Raw genomic sequence first — 17760 nt, forward strand, 5'->3', positions numbered from 1 at the left:
GCTTTGGGCGCGGAAACTAGCGTCTGACACCCAAATGTCAAGGAAAGCGCCGTCGTTCCGGAACCGCCCGAACGCCGAACCCGGAACGGCGCGGGGGCTACAGCAGTTCCCGCTGAAAAATCTGGTTTTCCATGAAGTAGAACGGCACCGGCAGGCCGTGCGCCATGCCGGCCTCGACGCGGGCCAGAAGTTCCTCGAGGACGATGCCGGTGATGGTCGGCATATCGAGCGTCGCGGCCTCGGCGATCGGGATCCACACCAGTTCCACCAGCTCCGAATCGGGGCCGACCACGCCCTCGATGGTATGGGCGATGGCCGTCGCATCGGCCGTGAAGAAGCGCGTGTCGAAGCGCTTGGGCCGCTTCGGCGGCGTGATGGCGCGCGCGACGAAGTGCAACTGGCCGAGATCGGGATGCACCTGCGCCTTCTCGAACTCGGTCCACAATTCGCCCGGCGTCTTCGGCGGCACGTCGCCCTGAACGCCCAGCAGAAGACCCGTCTCTTCCGCGACCTCACGCACGGCGGTGAGCGCGAGCGCGCGCGGCAGATCCGCACTCGGCGTCGCGACGCGCTCCAGCAGCTTCTTCTCGGTGTCGGGATGCAGATCGCTGACCGAACTCATTGCCGCGTCGTGCGGCTCGAGGCGGCCGCCGGGAAACACGAATTTGCCAGGCATGAATTTGTGGCCGTGATGACGGCGGCCGAGCAGCACTGTCGGCACCGGGCCGGCGCGATCGATCAGCATCAAGGTCGCGGCGTCTTTCGGCTCGCTGTCGGGGAAGGATTGGTCGCGCTCGACCTTGGTCATGCGCTCCGACCAGACCTTGGCCAAATCACCGGTCTTGTCTTTCGTCATCGTGCCTTCCGCTTCCCTTTGTTCTTGCGGTCTCTGTGGCGAACTTTGGGGCGGTGCTTGCCCGATGGGCGGGGCTCTTGTCCAGAGCGGGGGCGGCGTGGTCCGCGCGCGGGTCGGCCGGCGCGGCCTTCCGAGAGCAGTTCGAAGCGCAGCGCGCCGGCAACCGGCGCGGCTTCGACGAGCTTCACGGTGACACTGTCGCCAAGCCGATAGGTTTCGCCGGAATGGCGCCCGACCATGGCGTGCGCCTTTTCATCGTGAGCGAAATATTCGTCGCCGATGGTGCGCGCCGGTATGAAGCCATCGGCGCCGGTTTCCGCCAGCTTCACGAACAGGCCGGAACGGGTGACGCCGGAGATGCGGCCGTCGAAGGTTGCTCCGACGCGATCGGCGAGATGATGCGCGATCAGCCGGTCTTTGGTCTCGCGCTCGGCCAGCATCGCGCGCCGTTCGGTGGCAGAGATTTCGGCGGCGATCTCGGCGAGGTCTTTGACTTCCGTGTTCTCGGCCAATCCGTCATTGCCGAGCTTGAGCGCGCGGATCAGCCCGCGATGCACGATCAGATCGGAATAGCGGCGGATCGGCGAGGTGAAATGCGCGTAGCGGCGCAGGTTGAGCCCGAAGTGGCCGTAGTTCTCGGCGGCGTATTCGGCCTGCGCCTGCGTGCGCAGGATCATCTCGTTGACCAAGGGCTCCGCGTCGCGGCCCTTCATCAGACGCAGCACGCGGTTGAAGGCTTCGGGCCGCAGCGCCCCGGTCTTGGCGAAGTTGATGTCGAGCGTCGCCAGGAATTCGCGCAGCGCGTTCACCTTCTCCAGGCCCGGTTCGTCATGCACGCGATAGATCAGCGGCACACGCGCGCGCTCCAGCGTTTCCGCCGCGGCGACGTTGGACAGGATCATGAATTCTTCGATCAGCCGATGCGCTTCCAGACGCTCCGGCACGATCACGCGGTCGACCGTGCCGTCGGCCTTCAGCAATATCTTGCGCTCCGGCAGGTCGAGATCGAGCGGCGAGCGTTCGTTGCGCGCGCGCACCAGCGCTTCGTAGGCGGCATAAAGCGGCTTGAGGATCGGCTCGACCAGCGGCTCGCTTTCTTCATCGCCGCGGCCGGAGACGGCAAGCTGCGCCTGATCGTAGGAGAGCTTCGCGGCCGACCGCATCATGATGCGATGGAAGGTGTGCGACCGCTTGCGGCCGTCGGGTCCGATCAGCATCCGCACCGCGAGCGCGGCGCGGTCTTCGTTCGCCCGCAACGAGCACAGATCGTTGGAGATGCGCTCGGGCAGCATCGGCACGACGCGGTCGGGGAAATAGACCGAGTTGCCGCGCACCAGCGCTTCGCGGTCGAGGGCGGAGCCGGGGCGCACATAATGCGCGACGTCGGCGATGGCGACATTGATGATGAAGCCGCCGTTGCCGTCGTGTTCCGCATGCACGGCGTCGTCGTGATCCTTGGCGTCGGCCGGATCGATGGTGATGAACGGCACATGGCGCCAATCCTCGCGGCCCGACAGCGACGCGGGCTTGGCGGCTTGCGCCTCGGCCATCGTCTCGTTGCGGAACACATGCGGGATCGAATGCGCGTGGATGGCGATGAGGCTGACGGCCTTCTCGGAAGCCAGCGAGCCGAGCTTTTCGACGACGCGGCCCGTCGGCAGGCCGAAGCGGGCGACGCGTTGCGTCTCGACCGCGACCAGGTCGCCGTCTTCGGCATCGCCGGTGGCGCCCATCGGGATGGCGACTTCCTTACCGAGCATCTTCTTGTCGACCGGCTCGAGCCGGCCGGTACCGTTCGGGCCCTTACGGAAGATGCCGAGCACGCGCGACTTCGGCCGGTCGAGCACTTTGATGATGCGGCCGCGGTAGCGGATGCCGTCTTCTTCCCCGGTCTCTTCGACGCGGAGGATGACGCGGTCGCCGAGGCCGGCGGCTTCGCCGGGGCGCGCCTTGCGCGGCACGTGGATGCGGACCTTGGGCGCGGGGCCGCTCTTTTCTTCGTCCCATTCGTCGGGCGTGGCGATGAGATCGCCGTCGCGGTCACGCGCGGTGACGTCGGCGAGGATGGTCGAGGGCAGAGCGCCGGGGTGGTGCAGCTTCTTGTGTCGCTTCTCGATCGCGCCTTCGTCGGCGAGCTCGCGCAGCATCGTCTTGAGCTCGGCGCGCAGATTGTTTTTGAGATTGAAGGCGCGGGCGATTTCGCGGGTGCCGACCTTGCCGCGCTGGCTGCCGATGAAGGCGAGGAGGTCGGACTTGGAGGGGAGGGAGGAAGCTTTGTTTTTCGATGTGTTCAATCGGGATATCCTGCGCCGGTGAGGCGCTTAACGAGATTAATGTAATGAGGGATGGGTAGGTTCGCCAGCCAATGATTGCCGCTCGTCCCGGCGAAAGCGGGGGATTCCGCGTCCTAACCTGCCTCGTCCTGGGGGGCGCCGGGATTTGACTGCGTCGCGGCAAAGCGGAGTGCGACGTCCTTATCGGAGCACGCCTTCAGAAGCGTTGCCCAGTCGTCCGGCGGATTTCCTTGGGCCAACATGTCACGGAAGACCGCGTAGGCGTCCGTCCGTGAGCCATAGGTCCGCTTACTGTTTTCATCGTTCACCCAGGCATAGACGATGATCTTTGACCGGGAGTCGAACCGAAAGAACAGACGAAACCGGCCATTGCCGAACTTCTCGCGAAACCAATGCTTGTAAGCATCGCCTAACGTGATGCCCTGTCGATACCGCGCCAGGCCGGGGTCTTGCGGGATCTGTTTGAAGGCGATCTTCCAGATTGCGGCGAGCAACTTGGCGTTCGCCTTCGATCTGTAATTATGCGGGTCGGTCTTTTTGTCTCGCTCGACAGCGAGAGCAAGTCTCTCGACCTGATCGAGAAAAAGAGGGTGGGCGTAGAGCGTCCACCCATTAATGATCAGGCCTTCATTCAAAGGGCCACATCGCCGTCGATTTCGGTATCGGGATCAACGTCCATATCGTCCACGAGCGCTTTCACCCGGTCCGCCAAGGCAGGCGAGAGACTTTTCAGGTTGCCGGGATCGCGCGCAATATCGTTGGCGAGAAAGGTCAAGAAAGCCCCGATAGCGGGGTCATCTTCTTCAGGCTCAGCCCGGCGCACCGACACGCCAGTGCGGCCGACCCGAAAGGCAATTTTGTCGCCCGCTCCGAGGCCGAGCGCCTTGCGCACCGCGCGGGGGACCGTTGTTTGTCCCTTGTCGGTGATCGTGCTGACTTCCTCGAAGTCCTCGACTGGCGCTGTGGTGGGCATGGCGTTCTCCTCGCGCTCGCAGTCAAATGTAAGGAATATTCCTTACATGTCAACCGGTGGGATGGTGACACCTATGGCACCACCGTCCCCGAGAAGCTTGCATTCGGCGGGCACCCCAGGTGACGGCGCTGAGCTTGCAGCAAGGGCCGCTAATCCGCTGCCTTGGCCTTCTTCGCCTTGGCCGCGGCCTTCTTTGGCGCGGCAGCCTTGGCCGGAGCCTTGGCGGTCGTGGTGCGGGCGACCGGCCGGCGCGCGGTTGACGCCGCCGCGTCGGGCTTGGCTTCGCCGTCGGCCACTTTCTTGGCCTTGGCCTTGGCGGGCGCTTTCGCCTTTGCCGTCTTCTTTGCCTTGCCTTTGCCGCCGCCGGCCGCGGCGCGCGCGTCGATCAGGGACACCGCCTGTTCGAGCGTGATGTTCTCCGGCGTGACGTCGCCGGTCAGCGTCGCGTTGACGCCGTCATGGCTGACATAGGGGCCATAGCGCCCCTTCTTGAGCACGATCGGTCCGCCCTTGTCGGGATGCTGACCGAGCTCCTTGCCCGGGTCGGCGCCGAAGCGGCGGCCCTTGCCGGGCTTGAGCTTCTTCTCGGCGATCAGCGTGACAGCACGGTTGAGGCCGATGCTCATCACCTCGTCGCCGTCTTCCAGATTGGCGTAGGTCTTGCCGTGCTTCACGTATGGCCCGAAGCGGCCAATGCCGGCGATGATCATCTCGCCGTCTTCCGGATGGGGACCGACGTCGCGCGGCAGGGCCAACAGACCCAGCGCCTTTTCCAGGTCGATGTCGTCCGGCGACACGCCCTTCGGAATGCCGGCGCGCTTGGGCTTCGGCGCATCCTTTTCCTTGGCGGCCTCGCCGAGCTGCAGGTAAGGCCCGAAGCGGCCGCCGCGCAGCGTGACTTCGAGACCCGTCTCGGGATCTTCGCCCAGCACCTTGGTGCCGGAGACGCCGCCTTGCGCACCCTGCGACATCTGCCGGGTGTAGTTGCACTCGGGATAGTTCGAGCAGCCGATGAAGGCGCCGAAGCGGCCGAGCTTGAGCGACAGCTTGCCGTTGGCGCAGTTCGGGCAGGTGCGCGGGTCGAGGCCATCCTCGCGCGGCGGGAAGATGTGCGGCGCCAGAAGGTCGTTGAGCGCATCGAGCACGTGCGTGACGCGCAATTCCTTGATGTCGTTCACCGCGCCGATGAAGTCGACCCAGAAGTCCTGCAGCACCTTCTTCCAGTCGATCTCGTTGTTCGAGATGCGGTCGAGCTGCTCTTCCAGATTGGCGGTGAAGTCGTATTCGACGTAACGCTGGAAGAAGCTTTCCAGGAAGCCGACGACGACGCGGCCTTTGTCTTCCGGCATCAGGCGCTTCTTGTCGATGCGCACATAACCGCGGTCCTGCAGCACCTGCAGGATGGCGGCGTAGGTCGACGGCCGGCCGATGCCGAGTTCTTCCATGCGCTTGACCAGCGCGGCCTCCGAATAGCGCGGCGGCGGCTCGGTGAAGTGCTGGCTCGAATTGATCGCCTGCTTGGCGAGCAGTTCGTTCTGGCTCATGGCGGGCAGGCGGCGCGACTCGTCGTCGTCGCTCGGCTCGTCCATGCCTTCCTGGTAGAGCGTGAGGAAGCCGTCGAACTTGACGACCTGGCCCGTGGCGCGCAGCTCGAGCACGCGGGCGCCGACCTTCGCCTCGATGTCGACGGTGGTGCGCTCGAGTTCGGCCGACTGCATCTGGCTGGCGACCGCGCGATTCCAGATCAGCTCGTAGAGGCGGGCCTGGTCGCGGTCGACATATTTGGCGACCTCGGCGGGCAGGCGATTGGGATCGGTCGGGCGCACGGCTTCGTGCGCTTCCTGCGCGTTCTTCGACTTGTTCTGGTACTGGCGCGGCGCGTCGGGGACGTAGTCCTTGCCGTACTGCTTGCCGATCATGCCGCGGACGGCGCTGATCGCCTCCGGCGCCATGTCGATGCCGTCCGTACGCATATAAGTAATGAGACCGACGGTCTCGCCGCCGATGTCGATGCCCTCATAGAGACGCTGGGCGAGACGCATCGTGTGCGCCGGCGAGAAGCCGAGCTTGCGCGAGGCTTCCTGCTGCATGGTCGAGGTGGTGAAGGGCGGCGGCGGATTGCGCCGCGCCGGCTTGGCCTCGACCGAGGCGACCTTGAACTGCGCGCTTTCGAGATCGCGGGTGAAGGCTTCCGCCTCCGCGCCCGAACCGATGTCGAGGCGCGTGATCTTCTTGCCGTCGGCGCCGACGAGGCGCGCTTCGAACACTTCGTTGCGCGGCGTCGCGAGCTTGGCGACGATCGACCAGTATTCGCGGGCGACGAACTTCTCGATCTCGAGCTCGCGGTCGCAGACGAGGCGTAAGGCCACCGACTGCACGCGGCCGGCGGAGCGGGCGCCGGGCAGCTTGCGCCACAGCACCGGGGAGAGGGTGAAGCCGACGAGATAATCGAGGGCGCGGCGGGCGAGATAGGCGTCGACCAGCGCGGTGTCGATCTTGCGCGGGTTCTTCATCGCCTCGAGGATCGACTGCTTGGTGATCGCGTTGAAGACGACGCGCTCGACCGGCTGGCTCTTGAGCGCCTTCTTTTCCTTCAGCACCTCGAGCACGTGCCAGGAGATGGCCTCGCCTTCGCGATCAGGGTCGGTTGCGAGGATGAGCTTGTCGGCGCCCTTGAGCGCGCGGGCGATGTCGTTGATGCGCTGGTTGGACTTGGCGTCGACTTCCCAGAGCATGCGGAAATCGTGCTCGGGATCGACCGACCCATCCTTGGCCGGCAGGTCGCGGACGTGGCCGAACGACGCCAGAACCTCGTAGCCGGGTCCCAGGTACTTATTGATCGTCTTCGCCTTGGCCGGCGACTCGACAACGACAATATTCATGAAAATCCAACAGTTTAGCTCGGCGCTTCATGACCGAAGGGCCGGAATCGAGCTTCGTGTGTCGCCGGGAACATGGGGAAGGCGACCCCGGGTGTCAAATCAGGGCCCCTGCCGCGCGCACCTCAGACCAGCCAAATCGGGCGGGAAAGGGGCCGGTCGCATATCCGAATACAACCTATGGATGTATTTTTTAATTAAGTTGATTTTTAGGATTACTAGCCCGATGCAACCGTGTAATTTGGTGCCGGGACGGGCACGGCGGTGGTCGGGAACGGCACGAAAATGGCTGAAAGATCAAAACCGGAAGACTTGGAAGGACGGTCGGCGGTAGCCAGCTATGTCGCCTCCCTGTCTGCGGATCTAGCGAGCCTCGCGCGCCGCAATGGGCTCGATACCGTTGGCTACCTCCTGGAAATGGTCCGGCTCGAGGCCGAGAGCGTGTCCCGGCCGAACGGCCGTCCGTGATCAGTTAACCTTCACCCCGAGTTTTTCCAGCAGCAGCGGCGTCGGGTTGCCGTCCGGCACCATGCCGAGCTTCTTTTGCTCGGCGCGGATGTTGTCGCGCAGATCGAAATCCACGTGACCTTCGAATTCGTTCACCTTGTAGCCGAGCGAGGCGAGCTTGCGCTGTAAAGCGATGCGGGCGTCGCGCGGCAGCGGCCGGTCGTCCGTCGGCCACTTCGCGGCGATCGGCGGGCCGCCTTGCATGCGATCGGCGAGATGGCCGACCGCGATCGCATAGGCGTCGGAGTTATTGTACTCCTTCAGCACATCGAAGTTCTCGGTGACGATGAAGCCGGGACCTTTGTAGCCGCTCGGAAAGAACAAGATGCCGCTGCCGCTCGACGGGAACGGCTGGCCGTTGGCCCGGCGCACGCCGCGTTGCGTCCATTCGGCGAAGCTGCCGCGGCTGAGCATGTAGTCGAAGTTGCGCGGCACCGTGACCTCGAAGCCCCAGGGCAGGCCATAAACCCAGTTGCCCTGGCGCAAGTAGTTGCCCGTGGAGCCGAGCACGTCGGGCACGTTGTCCCAAAGGTCGACTTTGCCGTCGCCGGAGAAGTCGATCGCGTAGTCGACGACGTTCGACGGCATGAATTGCGACTGGCCGATGGCGCCGGCCCACGAGGACAGCATCTTCTCCCGCGGAAACTTATTGTCCTGCATGATCTTCATCGCCACGAACAGTTCGTTGCGGAAGTAGGGGTCGCGATATTTCACGTAACCGAGCGTCGCGAGGGAGCGGAAGATGTCCCATTTGTCCTTGGCCGCGCCGTAATCGCTTTCGATGGCCCACAACGCCGTCAATATCCATCGCTCGACGCGGAAGCGCTGTTCGACCGCATCGAATGTCTTGCGCCATTCGCGCTCTTTCGCCTGGCCGCGCGCGATGCGGTTCTTGGAGGCGACGCCGTTGACGTAGTCGCCGACCGGCTTGCCGTATTCGGGTTGCCGGCGCGTCGCCTCGATCACCCGTTGGTCCGGTGTGACGCCCTTCATCGCCGTGTCGAAGGTCGCGCGCGTGATGCCTTTTGCCTGCGCGTCGGGCCAGGCCTGCCGCACGAAGGTGTCGAAGTTGTCCTGCGCGAGGGCCGGCGCGGCCGTGAGGAACAGCACGCAGAACGCTGCAAAGCGCATGAGCATGGTTGCCTCTCGAATCGTTGGACGAGTTTACACCAGCGAGACGAAGCTTCCGCCGTGACGTTCGAGCCGCCCGGCCAGCTCCAACTCCAGGAGCACCATGCGCACGATAGCGGGCGAGGCGCGCGACAGCCGCACGAGATCGTCGATTGTCGTTGGCGTCGGGCCGAGCAAAGCGACGATGCGGTTGCGCTCGTCGTCGCCCGGCTCGGTATTATGTAACGGTGGCTCGCGCTCCGGTTCTTGTGCCGGCAGATCGAAGCCGCGGCCGAGGATCGGCTCGATGACCGAGAGCACATCGGCGGCTTCGGTGATGAGGATCGCGCCTTGCTTCAGCAGGCCGTTGGTGCCCTCCGAGCGTGGATCGAGCGGCGAGCCCGGCACGGCAAAGACCTCGCGGCCTTGTTCGCCGGCCATGCGCGCGGTGATCAATGAGCCGGAACGGCGCGCGGCCTCGACGATGACGACGCCGACGGCAAGGCCCGAGATCAGGCGGTTGCGGCGCGGGAAGTCGCGCGCGCGCGGCTCCCAGGTGAGCGGCATCTCCGACACCGCCGCGCCTTGCGGCAGGATCTGCTGCGCCAGTTCGACATGCTCGGCGGGGTAGATGCGCTCGTGCCCACCGGCCAGCACGGCGACCGTGCCGGTGTCCAAGCTTGCGCGATGGGCGGCGGCATCGATGCCGCGCGCAAGGCCCGAGACGATGCCGTAGCCGGCCGCGCCGATGTCGCGCGCCAGTTTGGCGGCGAACTTCATGCCGACCGCCGAGGCATTGCGCGAACCGACAATGGCGACCAAGGGCCGTGCGAGCGTGGCCCGCTGTCCGCGCACGGCGAGCAAAGGCGGGGCATCGTCGATCGTCTGCAGGCGCATCGGATAATCGGCCTCGCCCAAAGCGACGAGCTCGATGCCGAGCGAACGGGAGGCTTTCAGTTCGGCCGCCGCATCTTCGTGCGTGCAGATGCGCGCGCCCGCGGCGCCGCCGCGGCGGGCGAGGCTGGGCAGTGCGTCGAGCGCGGGCCGCGCGCCGCCGAAATGATTGATCAACTCGCGGAAGGTGCGCGGCCCGACATTGTCGGAACGGATCAGGCGCAGCCAGTCGATCCGCTGCTCATCGGTCAGTCTAATACGCTCGGTCACACTCGCCCCCAACCCCGAGGACAGCATCGCCCAGGGCGCGGCGCGGTACAATCAGAAGTTTAGAGCGGGTTGTGGCCCGGTTGCTCAGCCCTTGGCGCCGATCTTGCCTTCGGTGCCCGCGAGCAGGCGCGCGATGTTGGCGCGGTGCATGATCCAGAGCAGGACCGTGAGGACGAGGAACAGCAGCGCGGTGGTCGGCTGGCCGAGCAGATAGAGCGCCAACGGCGTGAGTGCGCTGGCGATCAACGCCGACAGCGACGAGTAGCGGCCGATGAAGGCGACGACGAGCCACAGACCACAGAAGATGAGAGCGGCCGGCCAATAAAGACCGATCAGCAGGCCGATATAGGTGGCAACGCCTTTGCCGCCTTTGAACTTGAGCCACACCGGAAACAAATGGCCGAGGAAAGCGCCGAGACCGGCGGCGAGCGCCGCTTCGTGGCCGGCGTAATAGCCTGCAAGCAGAACCGCCGCGGTGCCCTTGAGCGCGTCGCAGAGGAGCGTTGCGGCGGCAAGCCCTTTGCGGCCGGTGCGCAGCACATTGGTGGCGCCGATATTGCCGGAGCCGATGGTGCGCACGTCCGGGCCGCCGGCGGCGCGCGTGATCACGAGCCCGAACGGAATCGATCCGAGCAAATATCCGAACAGCGCGGCGAGAAGGAGCGTCATACGACTTCGTAGACGGTGCGGCCGGAGACGATGGTACGCACCACGCGGCCCTGCATGCGCGCCTCGTCGAACGGCGTGTTCTTGCACTTCGACTTGAGTTCGTCCGGATTGACGACCCAGGGCTGATCCAGGTCGATCACGATCACGTCGGCGGGCGCGCCGGCGCGCAAGCTGCCGCCCGGCAGGCCGAGCAGTTCGGCCGGCCGCGTCGAAGTCGCCCGTAGCAGCGTCGGCAGATCGATCTCGCCACTGTGCACGAGCCGGAGGCCTGCGATCAGCATGGTCTCGATCCCGATGGCGCCCGGCGCCGCTTCGGCGAAGGGCAGCCGCTTGGTTTCGACGTCCTGCGGATTGTGATCCGACATGATGACGTCGATGAGACCGGCGCGCAGCGCCTGCACCAGCGCGACGCGATCGGGTTCCTCGCGGAGCGGCGGCGAGACCTTCAGGAAGGTGCGGTAGGGCCCGATGTCATTCTCGTTGAGCGTGACGTGATTGATCGAGGCTGAGGCGGTGACGGCGAGCCCCTCATCGCGGGCGCGGCGCAGCACCTCCAGCGACTCCGGGCAGGTGACGGACGCGGCGTGGTAACGCCCGCGCGTGAGCCCGACGAGGCGGAGGTCGCGCTCGAGCATGATCGTCTCGGCGGCTTTCGGGACGCCGAGCAGGCCGAGGCGGGCGGCGAACTCGCCTTCGTTCATCACGCCATCACCGGTGAGATCCGGATCCTCGGTGTGATGCACGATGAGCGCATCGAAGTCGCCGGCATAAGTGAGCGCGCGGCGCATCACCTGTGCGTTGGTCACGCTTCTCGCGCCGTCGGTGAAGGCGACCGCGCCGGCCGCCTTGAGCAGGCCGATCTCGGTCATCTCCTTGCCTTCGAGGCCCTTGGTCAGGGCCGCCATCGGATGCACGTGCACGATGGCCGTGTCGCGGGCACGCCGCAGCACGTAATCGACCGTCGCCGGATTGTCGATCACCGGCGAGGTGTCGGGCTGGCAGATGATGGTGGTGACGCCGCCGGCGGCAGCCGCTTGGCTTGCCGAGGCCAGAGACTCGCGGCTCGCCGCGCCCGGTTCGCCGACAAAGGCGCGCATGTCGACGAGACCCGGCGCCACGACCTTGCCGCGGCAATCGATGACGTCGGTGCCTTCGGGCACGCCGGCCGCGCCGATGCCTTTCTTGGCCTCGCGGATCACGCCGTCGGCCATCAGCACGTCGGCGATGCCGTCGAAATCCCGCGAAGGATCGACCACGCGAGCATTGGCGAGCAGGATCGGGCGGCGGTCAGAAAGCATCTTGCGACTTCATGCGTTCGGCAAATTGCGGGAGAGCGCTTCCAGCACCGCCATGCGCACGGCGACGCCCATCTCGACCTGTTCGCGGATGAGGGAATGCGCGCCGTCGGCGACGATGGAGTCGATCTCGACGCCGCGGTTCATCGGTCCGGGATGCATCACCAGCGCGTCGGGCTTGGCGTAGGACAGCTTCTTCTCGTCGAGGCCGAAATAGTGGAAATACTCCGACACCGACGGCACGTAGGAGCCGTTCATGCGCTCGCGCTGCAGGCGCAGCATCATGACGATGTCGGCGCCGTTCAAACCCTCGCGCATGTCGCGCGCGACCTCGACGCCCATGCGCTCGATGCCGGGCGGCAGCAAGGTCGACGGCGCGACCACGCGCACCCGCGCGCCCATGGCGCCCAAGAGGATGATGTTGGAGCGGGCGACCCGCGAATGCAGGACGTCGCCGCAAATCGCCACGGTGAGACCTTCGATGCGGCCTTTGTTGCGGCGGATGGTGAGCGCGTCGAGCAGCGCCTGCGTCGGGTGCTCGTGCGCGCCGTCACCGGCATTGATCACCGAGCAGTCGACCTTGCGCGCCAGCAGCGCGACCGCGCCAGAGGCGTGGTGGCGCACGACGATCAGGTCGGGATGCATGGCGTTGAGCGTGACGGCGGTATCCATCAGCGTCTCGCCCTTGCGCATCGACGACGACGAGGCGGACATGTTCATGACATCGGCGCCGAGGCGTTTGCCGGCCAGCTCGAACGACGATTGCGTGCGGGTCGAAACCTCGAAGAACAGATTGATCTGCGTGCGGCCGCGCAGCGTGGTTCGTTTCTTCTCGATCTGGCGATTGAGAATGACGAATTCTTCGGCGAGGTCGAGAAGACCGGTGATGTCTTCGACGGTAAGCCCTTCGATCCCCAGCAAATGCTTCTGGCTGAGGACGAATGAGGTTTTCGCGGGGCTGTTCATTAAAGCCATGTCTATAGGCGCGGCGGCCGGACGCGGCAAGGGCGGGGACGCCCGATCCACAAGTCGCCGCGCCGCGGGGCGCAAGATGGCTAATTGTTCCCCTACGTCATTGTGATCATTGCCGTTAGGCGCCCCGGAACCACCGGCGTTGATTCTGGGTTGACGCGGCATTGGTACCGGCGCAGGCGGCGCCGGGCAGGAAACATCGGCCTCGAATGAGGCGACAGAGGAGGCACGCTTATGAAGATGGTTCTGAAAATCGCGGCTGCGGCCGCTTTGACGGGCGCGATGGCGGTGGCGGCGGTGAGCCCGAGCCAGGCGCGGGACGGCCGCAACGCGGCGGCCGCGATCGGTTTCGGCGCGGGCGCGCTGGTTGGTGCGGCTGCGGCGAGCGCCAACAACGGCTACTACAATGGGCCGGGTTACTATGACTCCGGCTACGCCTATCAGCCGGGCTATGTCGAGGACCAGGACTACGCCTATGAGGCCGCTCCGGCCTATCGCGGCGGCTATTATGCCACCGACTCGTATGCCTACGCGCCGCGCGTGAGCCCCGGCCGTTGCTGGGTGAGCACCGATGATTCCCGCGGCTACGGTTATTACGGCTCTTGCGCGTCGCGCAACTCCGACACCGACGCAGCCTTGGGTCAGGCGCGACCCAACAAATCGCTGATCCGCTAACCGCGGATGGCAAGAGGGAGGCGAAAGCCTCCCTCTTTTTTTGCGGACGAGACAGCGCTAAGGCGGCCTACAGCCGCGCGAGGCGATCCAGCGCGCCCTGCAAAATGAAGATGGCGGCGTGTTCGTCGATGACGGCCGCTCGCTTGGCGCGGCTGACATCGGCGGCAATCAATTCTCGCTCGACCGCGGCGGTCGATAGCCGCTCGTCCCAGAACATGATCGGCAAAGCCGTGAGCTTGCCGAAATTGCGCGCGAAGGCGCGGGTGGATTGCGCGCGCGGACCTTCCGAGCCGTCCATGTTGATGGGCAGGCCGAGCACGAACCCCACGACCTTACGCTCGGCGGCGAGCGAGAGAACGCGTTGCGCGTCGGTGGTAAAATTCTTCCGCGCGATGGTCTCGATCCCCGTCGCCAGCCGGCGATCGGGATCGCTCACGGCGACGCCGATCGTCTTGGTGCCGAGGTCCAGCCCGATCAGCGCGCCGCGCGCGGGCAGTGCCGGTGCGAGATCGATGAGCGGCCCAATTCCCATGATCAGGAGGCGGGCCGTGCCGGTTCGTGTTCGAGCGACCGCACGAGCCGGCGGTAGCCGTCGGCATCGGTCTTCTGCAATTCCGCGAGGGCCTCACGCGCCTTGGTCATGGCATTGCCTTTGCGCCACTTGATGATCTCCGTGATCTTCTTGTCCGCCTCCTTGATCTTTTCAAGCGCGCTTTTGGCTTTCGGGTCGCCGTCCACCGGCATGGTGGTGGCGAGCGCCATCACCACCTCGTTCAGCCAGCCGATCTGCGTGCCGTAGCTGGCGACGTCCTCGTTGACGGCGCGCTCGACATCGGCATTGCCGGCGAAATTCACCGAGATGTTCGGCGACCACCAGCGCGTCATGATCTCCTGCCAGTTGCCGGCGGCGCCGGGCAAATTGAACAGGCCAAGCATGGTCCAATCCTCCTGCCGCATACGTTCCCGACAGTTTCCATTGTAGCACGCCCGGCGGGCCGTGCGGGCGGCGGCCATTGCCGATGGCGAACGCTCGGTTCGGCGCTCACGAATTCCCCCCGGCCGCCGAACGCACTATCTTCGGTGCTCGTTATAATGCGGTGGTGCTCCTGACCGGGAAGGGCGTGCGATGAGCGTCAAGCGGCGTTTGACCGATCTGTTTCATATCGAATTGCCCATCCTGCTCGCGCCGATGGCGGGCGCCATGGATGTTGCGCTCGCAATCGAAGTCGCCAAGGCCGGCGGGCTCGGCTCGCTGCCGGCGGCCATGCTCTCGGCCGACCAGTTGCGGGCGCAGGTCGCGGCATTCCGCGCGGCGGTCGACGCGCCGATCAATTTGAACTTCTTCGCGCACACGCCGCCGGTGCCGAACAACGCGCGTGAGCACGCCTGGCGTGAGGCGCTCAAACCATATTACGCCGCGTACGGCATCGATCCGAATGCGCCGGTGCCGACCAGCAACCGCGCGCCGTTCGACGATGCGTTCTGCGCGGTGGTCGAAGAGGTGAAGCCCGGCGTTGTGAGCTTCCATTTCGGCCTGCCGGAGCCGTCGCTGGTCGAGCGGGGAAAGGCTGCCGGTTGCACGGTCATTGCCTCCGCGACGACGGTGGCCGAAGCGCGCTGGCTGGAGGAGCGCGGCTGCGATGCGATCATCGCACAAGGCTACGAAGCGGGTGGCCATCGCGGCATCTTCCTTACCGACGATCTGGCGACACAGGTCGGCACTTTCGCGCTGGTGCCGCAGGTTGCCGATGCGGTGAAGGTGCCGGTGATCGCCGCGGGCGGCATTACCGACGCGCGGGGGATCGTCGCGGCCCTGGCATTGGGCGCCGACGGCGTGCAGATCGGCACGGCCTATCTGCCGAGTCCGGAGTCGAAGATCCTGCCGCCGCACCGCGCTTTGCTGAAGGCGAAGACCGAGGAGACCGCCGTCACCAATGTAATGACGGGACGGCCGGCGCGCGGTTTCATCAACCGGGTGATGCGCGAACTGGGGCCAATCAGCGACCTCTCACCGGCATTCCCGCTCGCCGGCGGGGCGCTCGCGCCGCTGCATGCCAAGGCGCAGGCCCAAGGCTCAGGCGACTTTTCGTCGATGTGGGCCGGGCAGGCCGCCGCGCTGGCGCGAGAAATGCCCGCGGCTGACCTGACGCGGACATTGTGGAGCGAAGCGCAAGCGTTGATGGCGCGCATGGCCGCGCGGTGAGGTGCCGGCCGTCCGGAGACGGCCGGCGGACAGTGTTCAGAATTCCTTCTTGAGCATGCAGCGGTCGACCGACCAGGAGCCGCCGCCGAAGGCGGCATAGAGGCCGGCGCCGCCGGTCCAGATGATCGACAGCATTTCCGCCTTCTCCTGCACTTGCACGAGGAAAGCGCTGCCGCCGTCAACGGCGACCTTGGCAATGCCAGCAGGGGTGAAGTTCGCCTGGCCGCCGCTCTTGAGGAAGGCGAGGCCTTCCGGCGTCAGGATCGCCGCGCCGTAGGGATGGCTGTGGTGGAACCACCAGGTGATCGCAAGCATAACCGTGTTGGCGAGCGCGATCGGCCGCGTCAACAGGCCGACGGCGATGGCGAAGCCGCCGACGAACTGCATCACCGCCAACAGCGGCGACCAGAGCCAGCCGGGATAGAAATGAAGATTTTCGACGAAGGCCACTTGGGCAAGCGGCGCCTGAATTTTCGGCCAACCTTCGTAGACGAGGGCGAGGCCGATCATCACGCGGAAGCCGGCCCAGGCGAGCGGCTGTGCCACCTTGTCGTAGAACGCGCCCATGAAGGGCAGAATCATCTTCTCGCGGGGATTGTGAAATAGATCGGTCATCGTCATTCGCCTTACTTGTGAGCATTACGTCACTAATGTAGCGGCGAGGGCGGTAAAGCGCTTTGCGAATGATCAACTCCAACCCAGTTGATCGATTATCCCAGCGGATTAATGTGCGCCCGATAGATGTGAATGCGCGCACCGATAAGGTCACAGATCATGCACAGTCATACGATCGAGTCCTGGCAACACGGCCATGTCTTCCTGGGTGCCAAGCACGACCGTCACGAGCGGCGAACCTGGTTCGTGGTGGCGCTGACAGCGGCCATGATGGTCGCCGAGATCGTCGGCGGCAGCATGTTTGGGTCGATGGCGGTGGTCGCGGATGGGTGGCACATGGCGACCCATGCCGGGGCACTCGCCATCGCCGCTTTCGCTTACCGCTTCGCGCGGCGTCATGCGCACGATCCGCGCTTCACGTTCGGCACGGGCAAGGTCGGCGAACTCGCCGCTTTCACCAGCGCGGTGGTGTTGGCGTTGATCGCACTCGCGATCGGCTACGAGGCCATCATGCGTCTGCGCGAGCCGGTGCCGATCGATTTCGCGCAGGCAACCTGGCTGGCGGTGGTCGGTCTGATGGTGAACCTCGGAAGCGCGTGGCTGCTGGCCGATGATCATCATCACGATCATGGGCACGGCCATGGCCATGGCCATCAACACACCCACGACCACGACCATGACCATGATCACGATCATGCGCATGAAGACCATCACGATCATGACCATCACGCGCATCACGGTCACCACGACACCAACCTGCGCGCGGCCTACGTGCATGTGCTCGCCGACGCCATGACCTCCGTGCTCGCCATCGCCGCGCTCCTGGCCGGCCGGTTCAACGGCTGGGTGTGGATGGACCCGCTGATGGCGCTGGTGGGGGTCGTGGTGATCCTGAGTTGGTCCGCAGGGCTGTTGCGTGCCGCGGGTGCCGTGCTGCTCGACATGGTGCCCGACCGGCGACTCGCCGGCACGGTGCGCCGGCGCCTGGAGCTGGACGGCGACCGGGTGAGCGACCTGCATTTGTGGCGGCTGGGGCCCGGCCATGCCGGCCTGATCGCGTCGGTCGTCTCCGACCGCCCGCAGCCGCCGGCTGCTTATAAAGAGCGGCTGAGCGGGGTGGAGGGGCTGTCGCACGTGACCATCGAGGTGCATGCTTGCGAGGGCGAACACCCCCACCGGGCCGCGGCCTGAGGGTGCATTGCGATGGCCTTTGACGGTCTGCTATAGGCGGGACGCCGCTTCACCCCGAGCCGAGGTTTCATGTCCGTCGACGCCGACACCGTCCGCCGCATCGCGCATCTGGCGCGCATTGCGATCAAGGAGGAGGAGGTCGAGCACCTCAAGGGCGAGCTCAACGCCATGCTGGCCTTCGTCGAGCAGTTGTCCGAGGTGGACGTCGCGGGCGTCGAGCCGATGACCTCGGTCACGCCGATGGCGATGAAGAAGCGCGTGGATGAAGTCACCGACGGCGGCATCGCCGATGACATCGTCAAGAACGCGCCGGCGACCGAAGACCACTTCTTCCTCGTCCCTAAAGTGGTGGAATAG

The 17760-nt window shown here is 65.5% G+C and carries 17 protein-coding genes; 4 read left to right on the forward strand and 13 right to left on the reverse strand.

Features of this window, described 5'->3' with window-relative positions:
• Window positions 1-97: 97 nt before the first annotated feature.
• From DW352_RS04045 to DW352_RS04095, 10 genes are all read right to left on the reverse strand, one after another.
• A complete protein-coding gene (locus DW352_RS04045) occupies window positions 98-856 on the reverse strand; it encodes an NUDIX hydrolase (RefSeq protein WP_115688771.1) in 759 nt (252 codons plus the stop codon).
• Window positions 853-3150 (reverse strand): ribonuclease R, encoded by a 2298-nt coding sequence (gene rnr, locus DW352_RS04050; RefSeq protein ID WP_115688773.1) that lies wholly within the window; start codon window positions 3148-3150, stop codon window positions 853-855. The genes DW352_RS04045 and rnr overlap by 4 nt, the downstream gene beginning before the upstream one ends.
• A gap of 113 nt (window positions 3151-3263) precedes the next feature.
• Complete coding sequence (locus tag DW352_RS04055; RefSeq protein WP_210209925.1) at window positions 3264-3785, reverse strand: type II toxin-antitoxin system YhaV family toxin; 522 nt, start codon at window positions 3783-3785, stop codon at window positions 3264-3266.
• Window positions 3782-4123 (reverse strand): type II toxin-antitoxin system PrlF family antitoxin, encoded by a 342-nt coding sequence (locus DW352_RS04060; protein WP_115688775.1) that lies wholly within the window; start codon window positions 4121-4123, stop codon window positions 3782-3784. Before DW352_RS04060 ends, DW352_RS04055 begins: the two co-directional genes overlap by 4 nt.
• Window positions 4124-4272: 149 nt before the next feature.
• Entirely contained in the window at window positions 4273-7005 is a 2733-nt protein-coding gene (gene topA, locus DW352_RS04065) for a type I DNA topoisomerase (protein ID WP_115688777.1), read from the reverse strand.
• A 465-nt stretch (window positions 7006-7470) separates the two neighbouring features.
• The gene (locus DW352_RS04075) at window positions 7471-8646 is read right to left on the reverse strand and encodes a lytic murein transglycosylase (protein ID WP_115688778.1); all 1176 of its coding nucleotides are present in this window, start codon (window positions 8644-8646) and stop codon (window positions 7471-7473) included.
• Between the two features lie 27 nt (window positions 8647-8673).
• Entirely contained in the window at window positions 8674-9810 is a 1137-nt protein-coding gene (dprA, locus tag DW352_RS04080; RefSeq protein ID WP_115694229.1) for a DNA-processing protein DprA, read from the reverse strand.
• 57 nt (window positions 9811-9867) lie between these two features.
• Entirely contained in the window at window positions 9868-10452 is a 585-nt protein-coding gene (plsY, locus tag DW352_RS04085) for a glycerol-3-phosphate 1-O-acyltransferase PlsY (protein WP_115688780.1), read from the reverse strand.
• Window positions 10449-11750, reverse strand: coding sequence for a dihydroorotase (locus DW352_RS04090; protein WP_115688782.1), 1302 nt, complete (start codon window positions 11748-11750; stop codon window positions 10449-10451). Before DW352_RS04090 ends, plsY begins: the two co-directional genes overlap by 4 nt.
• A 9-nt stretch (window positions 11751-11759) precedes the next feature.
• A complete protein-coding gene (locus tag DW352_RS04095) occupies window positions 11760-12713 on the reverse strand; it encodes an aspartate carbamoyltransferase catalytic subunit (RefSeq protein WP_115688784.1) in 954 nt (317 codons plus the stop codon).
• Window positions 12714-12953: 240 nt separating this feature from the next.
• Here DW352_RS04095 and DW352_RS04100 point away from each other — a divergent pair, with 240 nt between their 5' ends.
• Window positions 12954-13394: a hypothetical protein gene (locus DW352_RS04100; protein ID WP_115688786.1), complete on the forward strand. Its 441-nt coding sequence runs from the start codon at window positions 12954-12956 to the stop codon at window positions 13392-13394.
• Window positions 13395-13461: 67 nt separating this feature from the next.
• Here DW352_RS04100 and ruvX read toward each other — a convergent pair whose 3' ends face one another.
• Window positions 13462-13926, reverse strand: a complete 465-nt coding sequence (gene ruvX / locus DW352_RS04105) for a Holliday junction resolvase RuvX (RefSeq protein WP_115688788.1) — start codon at window positions 13924-13926, stop codon at window positions 13462-13464.
• A 2-nt stretch (window positions 13927-13928) separates the two neighbouring features.
• On the reverse strand, window positions 13929-14330 hold the full coding sequence (locus tag DW352_RS04110) for a hypothetical protein (protein ID WP_162826775.1): 402 nt from the start codon (window positions 14328-14330) through the stop codon (window positions 13929-13931).
• 190 nt (window positions 14331-14520) lie between these two features.
• Here DW352_RS04110 and DW352_RS04115 point away from each other — a divergent pair, with 190 nt between their 5' ends.
• Window positions 14521-15597: an NAD(P)H-dependent flavin oxidoreductase gene (locus DW352_RS04115; RefSeq protein ID WP_115688792.1), complete on the forward strand. Its 1077-nt coding sequence runs from the start codon at window positions 14521-14523 to the stop codon at window positions 15595-15597.
• A 36-nt stretch (window positions 15598-15633) separates the two neighbouring features.
• Here DW352_RS04115 and DW352_RS04120 read toward each other — a convergent pair whose 3' ends face one another.
• Window positions 15634-16212, reverse strand: a complete 579-nt coding sequence (locus DW352_RS04120; protein ID WP_245434316.1) for a DoxX family protein — start codon at window positions 16210-16212, stop codon at window positions 15634-15636.
• Between the two features lie 159 nt (window positions 16213-16371).
• Between DW352_RS04120 and dmeF the strand changes: the two genes are divergently transcribed.
• Together dmeF and gatC are read left to right on the forward strand one after the other, a co-directional pair.
• A complete protein-coding gene (dmeF, locus tag DW352_RS04125; RefSeq protein ID WP_115688795.1) occupies window positions 16372-17403 on the forward strand; it encodes a CDF family Co(II)/Ni(II) efflux transporter DmeF in 1032 nt (343 codons plus the stop codon).
• A gap of 69 nt (window positions 17404-17472) precedes the next feature.
• A complete protein-coding gene (gene gatC / locus DW352_RS04130; RefSeq protein ID WP_115688796.1) occupies window positions 17473-17760 on the forward strand; it encodes an Asp-tRNA(Asn)/Glu-tRNA(Gln) amidotransferase subunit GatC in 288 nt (95 codons plus the stop codon).

This window comes from Pseudolabrys taiwanensis (assembly GCF_003367395.1).
Taxonomy (GTDB): Bacteria; Pseudomonadota; Alphaproteobacteria; order Rhizobiales; family Xanthobacteraceae; genus Pseudolabrys; species Pseudolabrys taiwanensis.

Coding starts and splice junctions, on each gene's coding strand:
- DW352_RS04045 (WP_115688771.1), bottom strand. CDS start 856: ATGACGAAAGACAAGACCGGTGATTTGGCCAAGGTCTGGTCGGAGCGC.
- DW352_RS04060 (WP_115688775.1), bottom strand. CDS start 4,123: ATGCCCACCACAGCGCCAGTCGAGGACTTCGAGGAAGTCAGCACGATC.
- topA (WP_115688777.1), bottom strand. CDS start 7,005: ATGAATATTGTCGTTGTCGAGTCGCCGGCCAAGGCGAAGACGATCAAT.
- DW352_RS04075 (WP_115688778.1), bottom strand. CDS start 8,646: ATGCTCATGCGCTTTGCAGCGTTCTGCGTGCTGTTCCTCACGGCCGCG.
- dprA (WP_115694229.1), bottom strand. CDS start 9,810: ATGCTGTCCTCGGGGTTGGGGGCGAGTGTGACCGAGCGTATTAGACTG.
- plsY (WP_115688780.1), bottom strand. CDS start 10,452: ATGACGCTCCTTCTCGCCGCGCTGTTCGGATATTTGCTCGGATCGATT.
- DW352_RS04090 (WP_115688782.1), bottom strand. CDS start 11,750: ATGCTTTCTGACCGCCGCCCGATCCTGCTCGCCAATGCTCGCGTGGTC.
- DW352_RS04095 (WP_115688784.1), bottom strand. CDS start 12,713: ATGAACAGCCCCGCGAAAACCTCATTCGTCCTCAGCCAGAAGCATTTG.
- DW352_RS04100 (WP_115688786.1), top strand. CDS start 12,954: ATGAAGATGGTTCTGAAAATCGCGGCTGCGGCCGCTTTGACGGGCGCG.
- ruvX (WP_115688788.1), bottom strand. CDS start 13,926: ATGGGAATTGGGCCGCTCATCGATCTCGCACCGGCACTGCCCGCGCGC.
- DW352_RS04110 (WP_162826775.1), bottom strand. CDS start 14,330: ATGCTTGGCCTGTTCAATTTGCCCGGCGCCGCCGGCAACTGGCAGGAG.
- DW352_RS04115 (WP_115688792.1), top strand. CDS start 14,521: ATGAGCGTCAAGCGGCGTTTGACCGATCTGTTTCATATCGAATTGCCC.
- DW352_RS04120 (WP_245434316.1), bottom strand. CDS start 16,212: ATGACCGATCTATTTCACAATCCCCGCGAGAAGATGATTCTGCCCTTC.
- dmeF (WP_115688795.1), top strand. CDS start 16,372: ATGCACAGTCATACGATCGAGTCCTGGCAACACGGCCATGTCTTCCTG.
- gatC (WP_115688796.1), top strand. CDS start 17,473: ATGTCCGTCGACGCCGACACCGTCCGCCGCATCGCGCATCTGGCGCGC.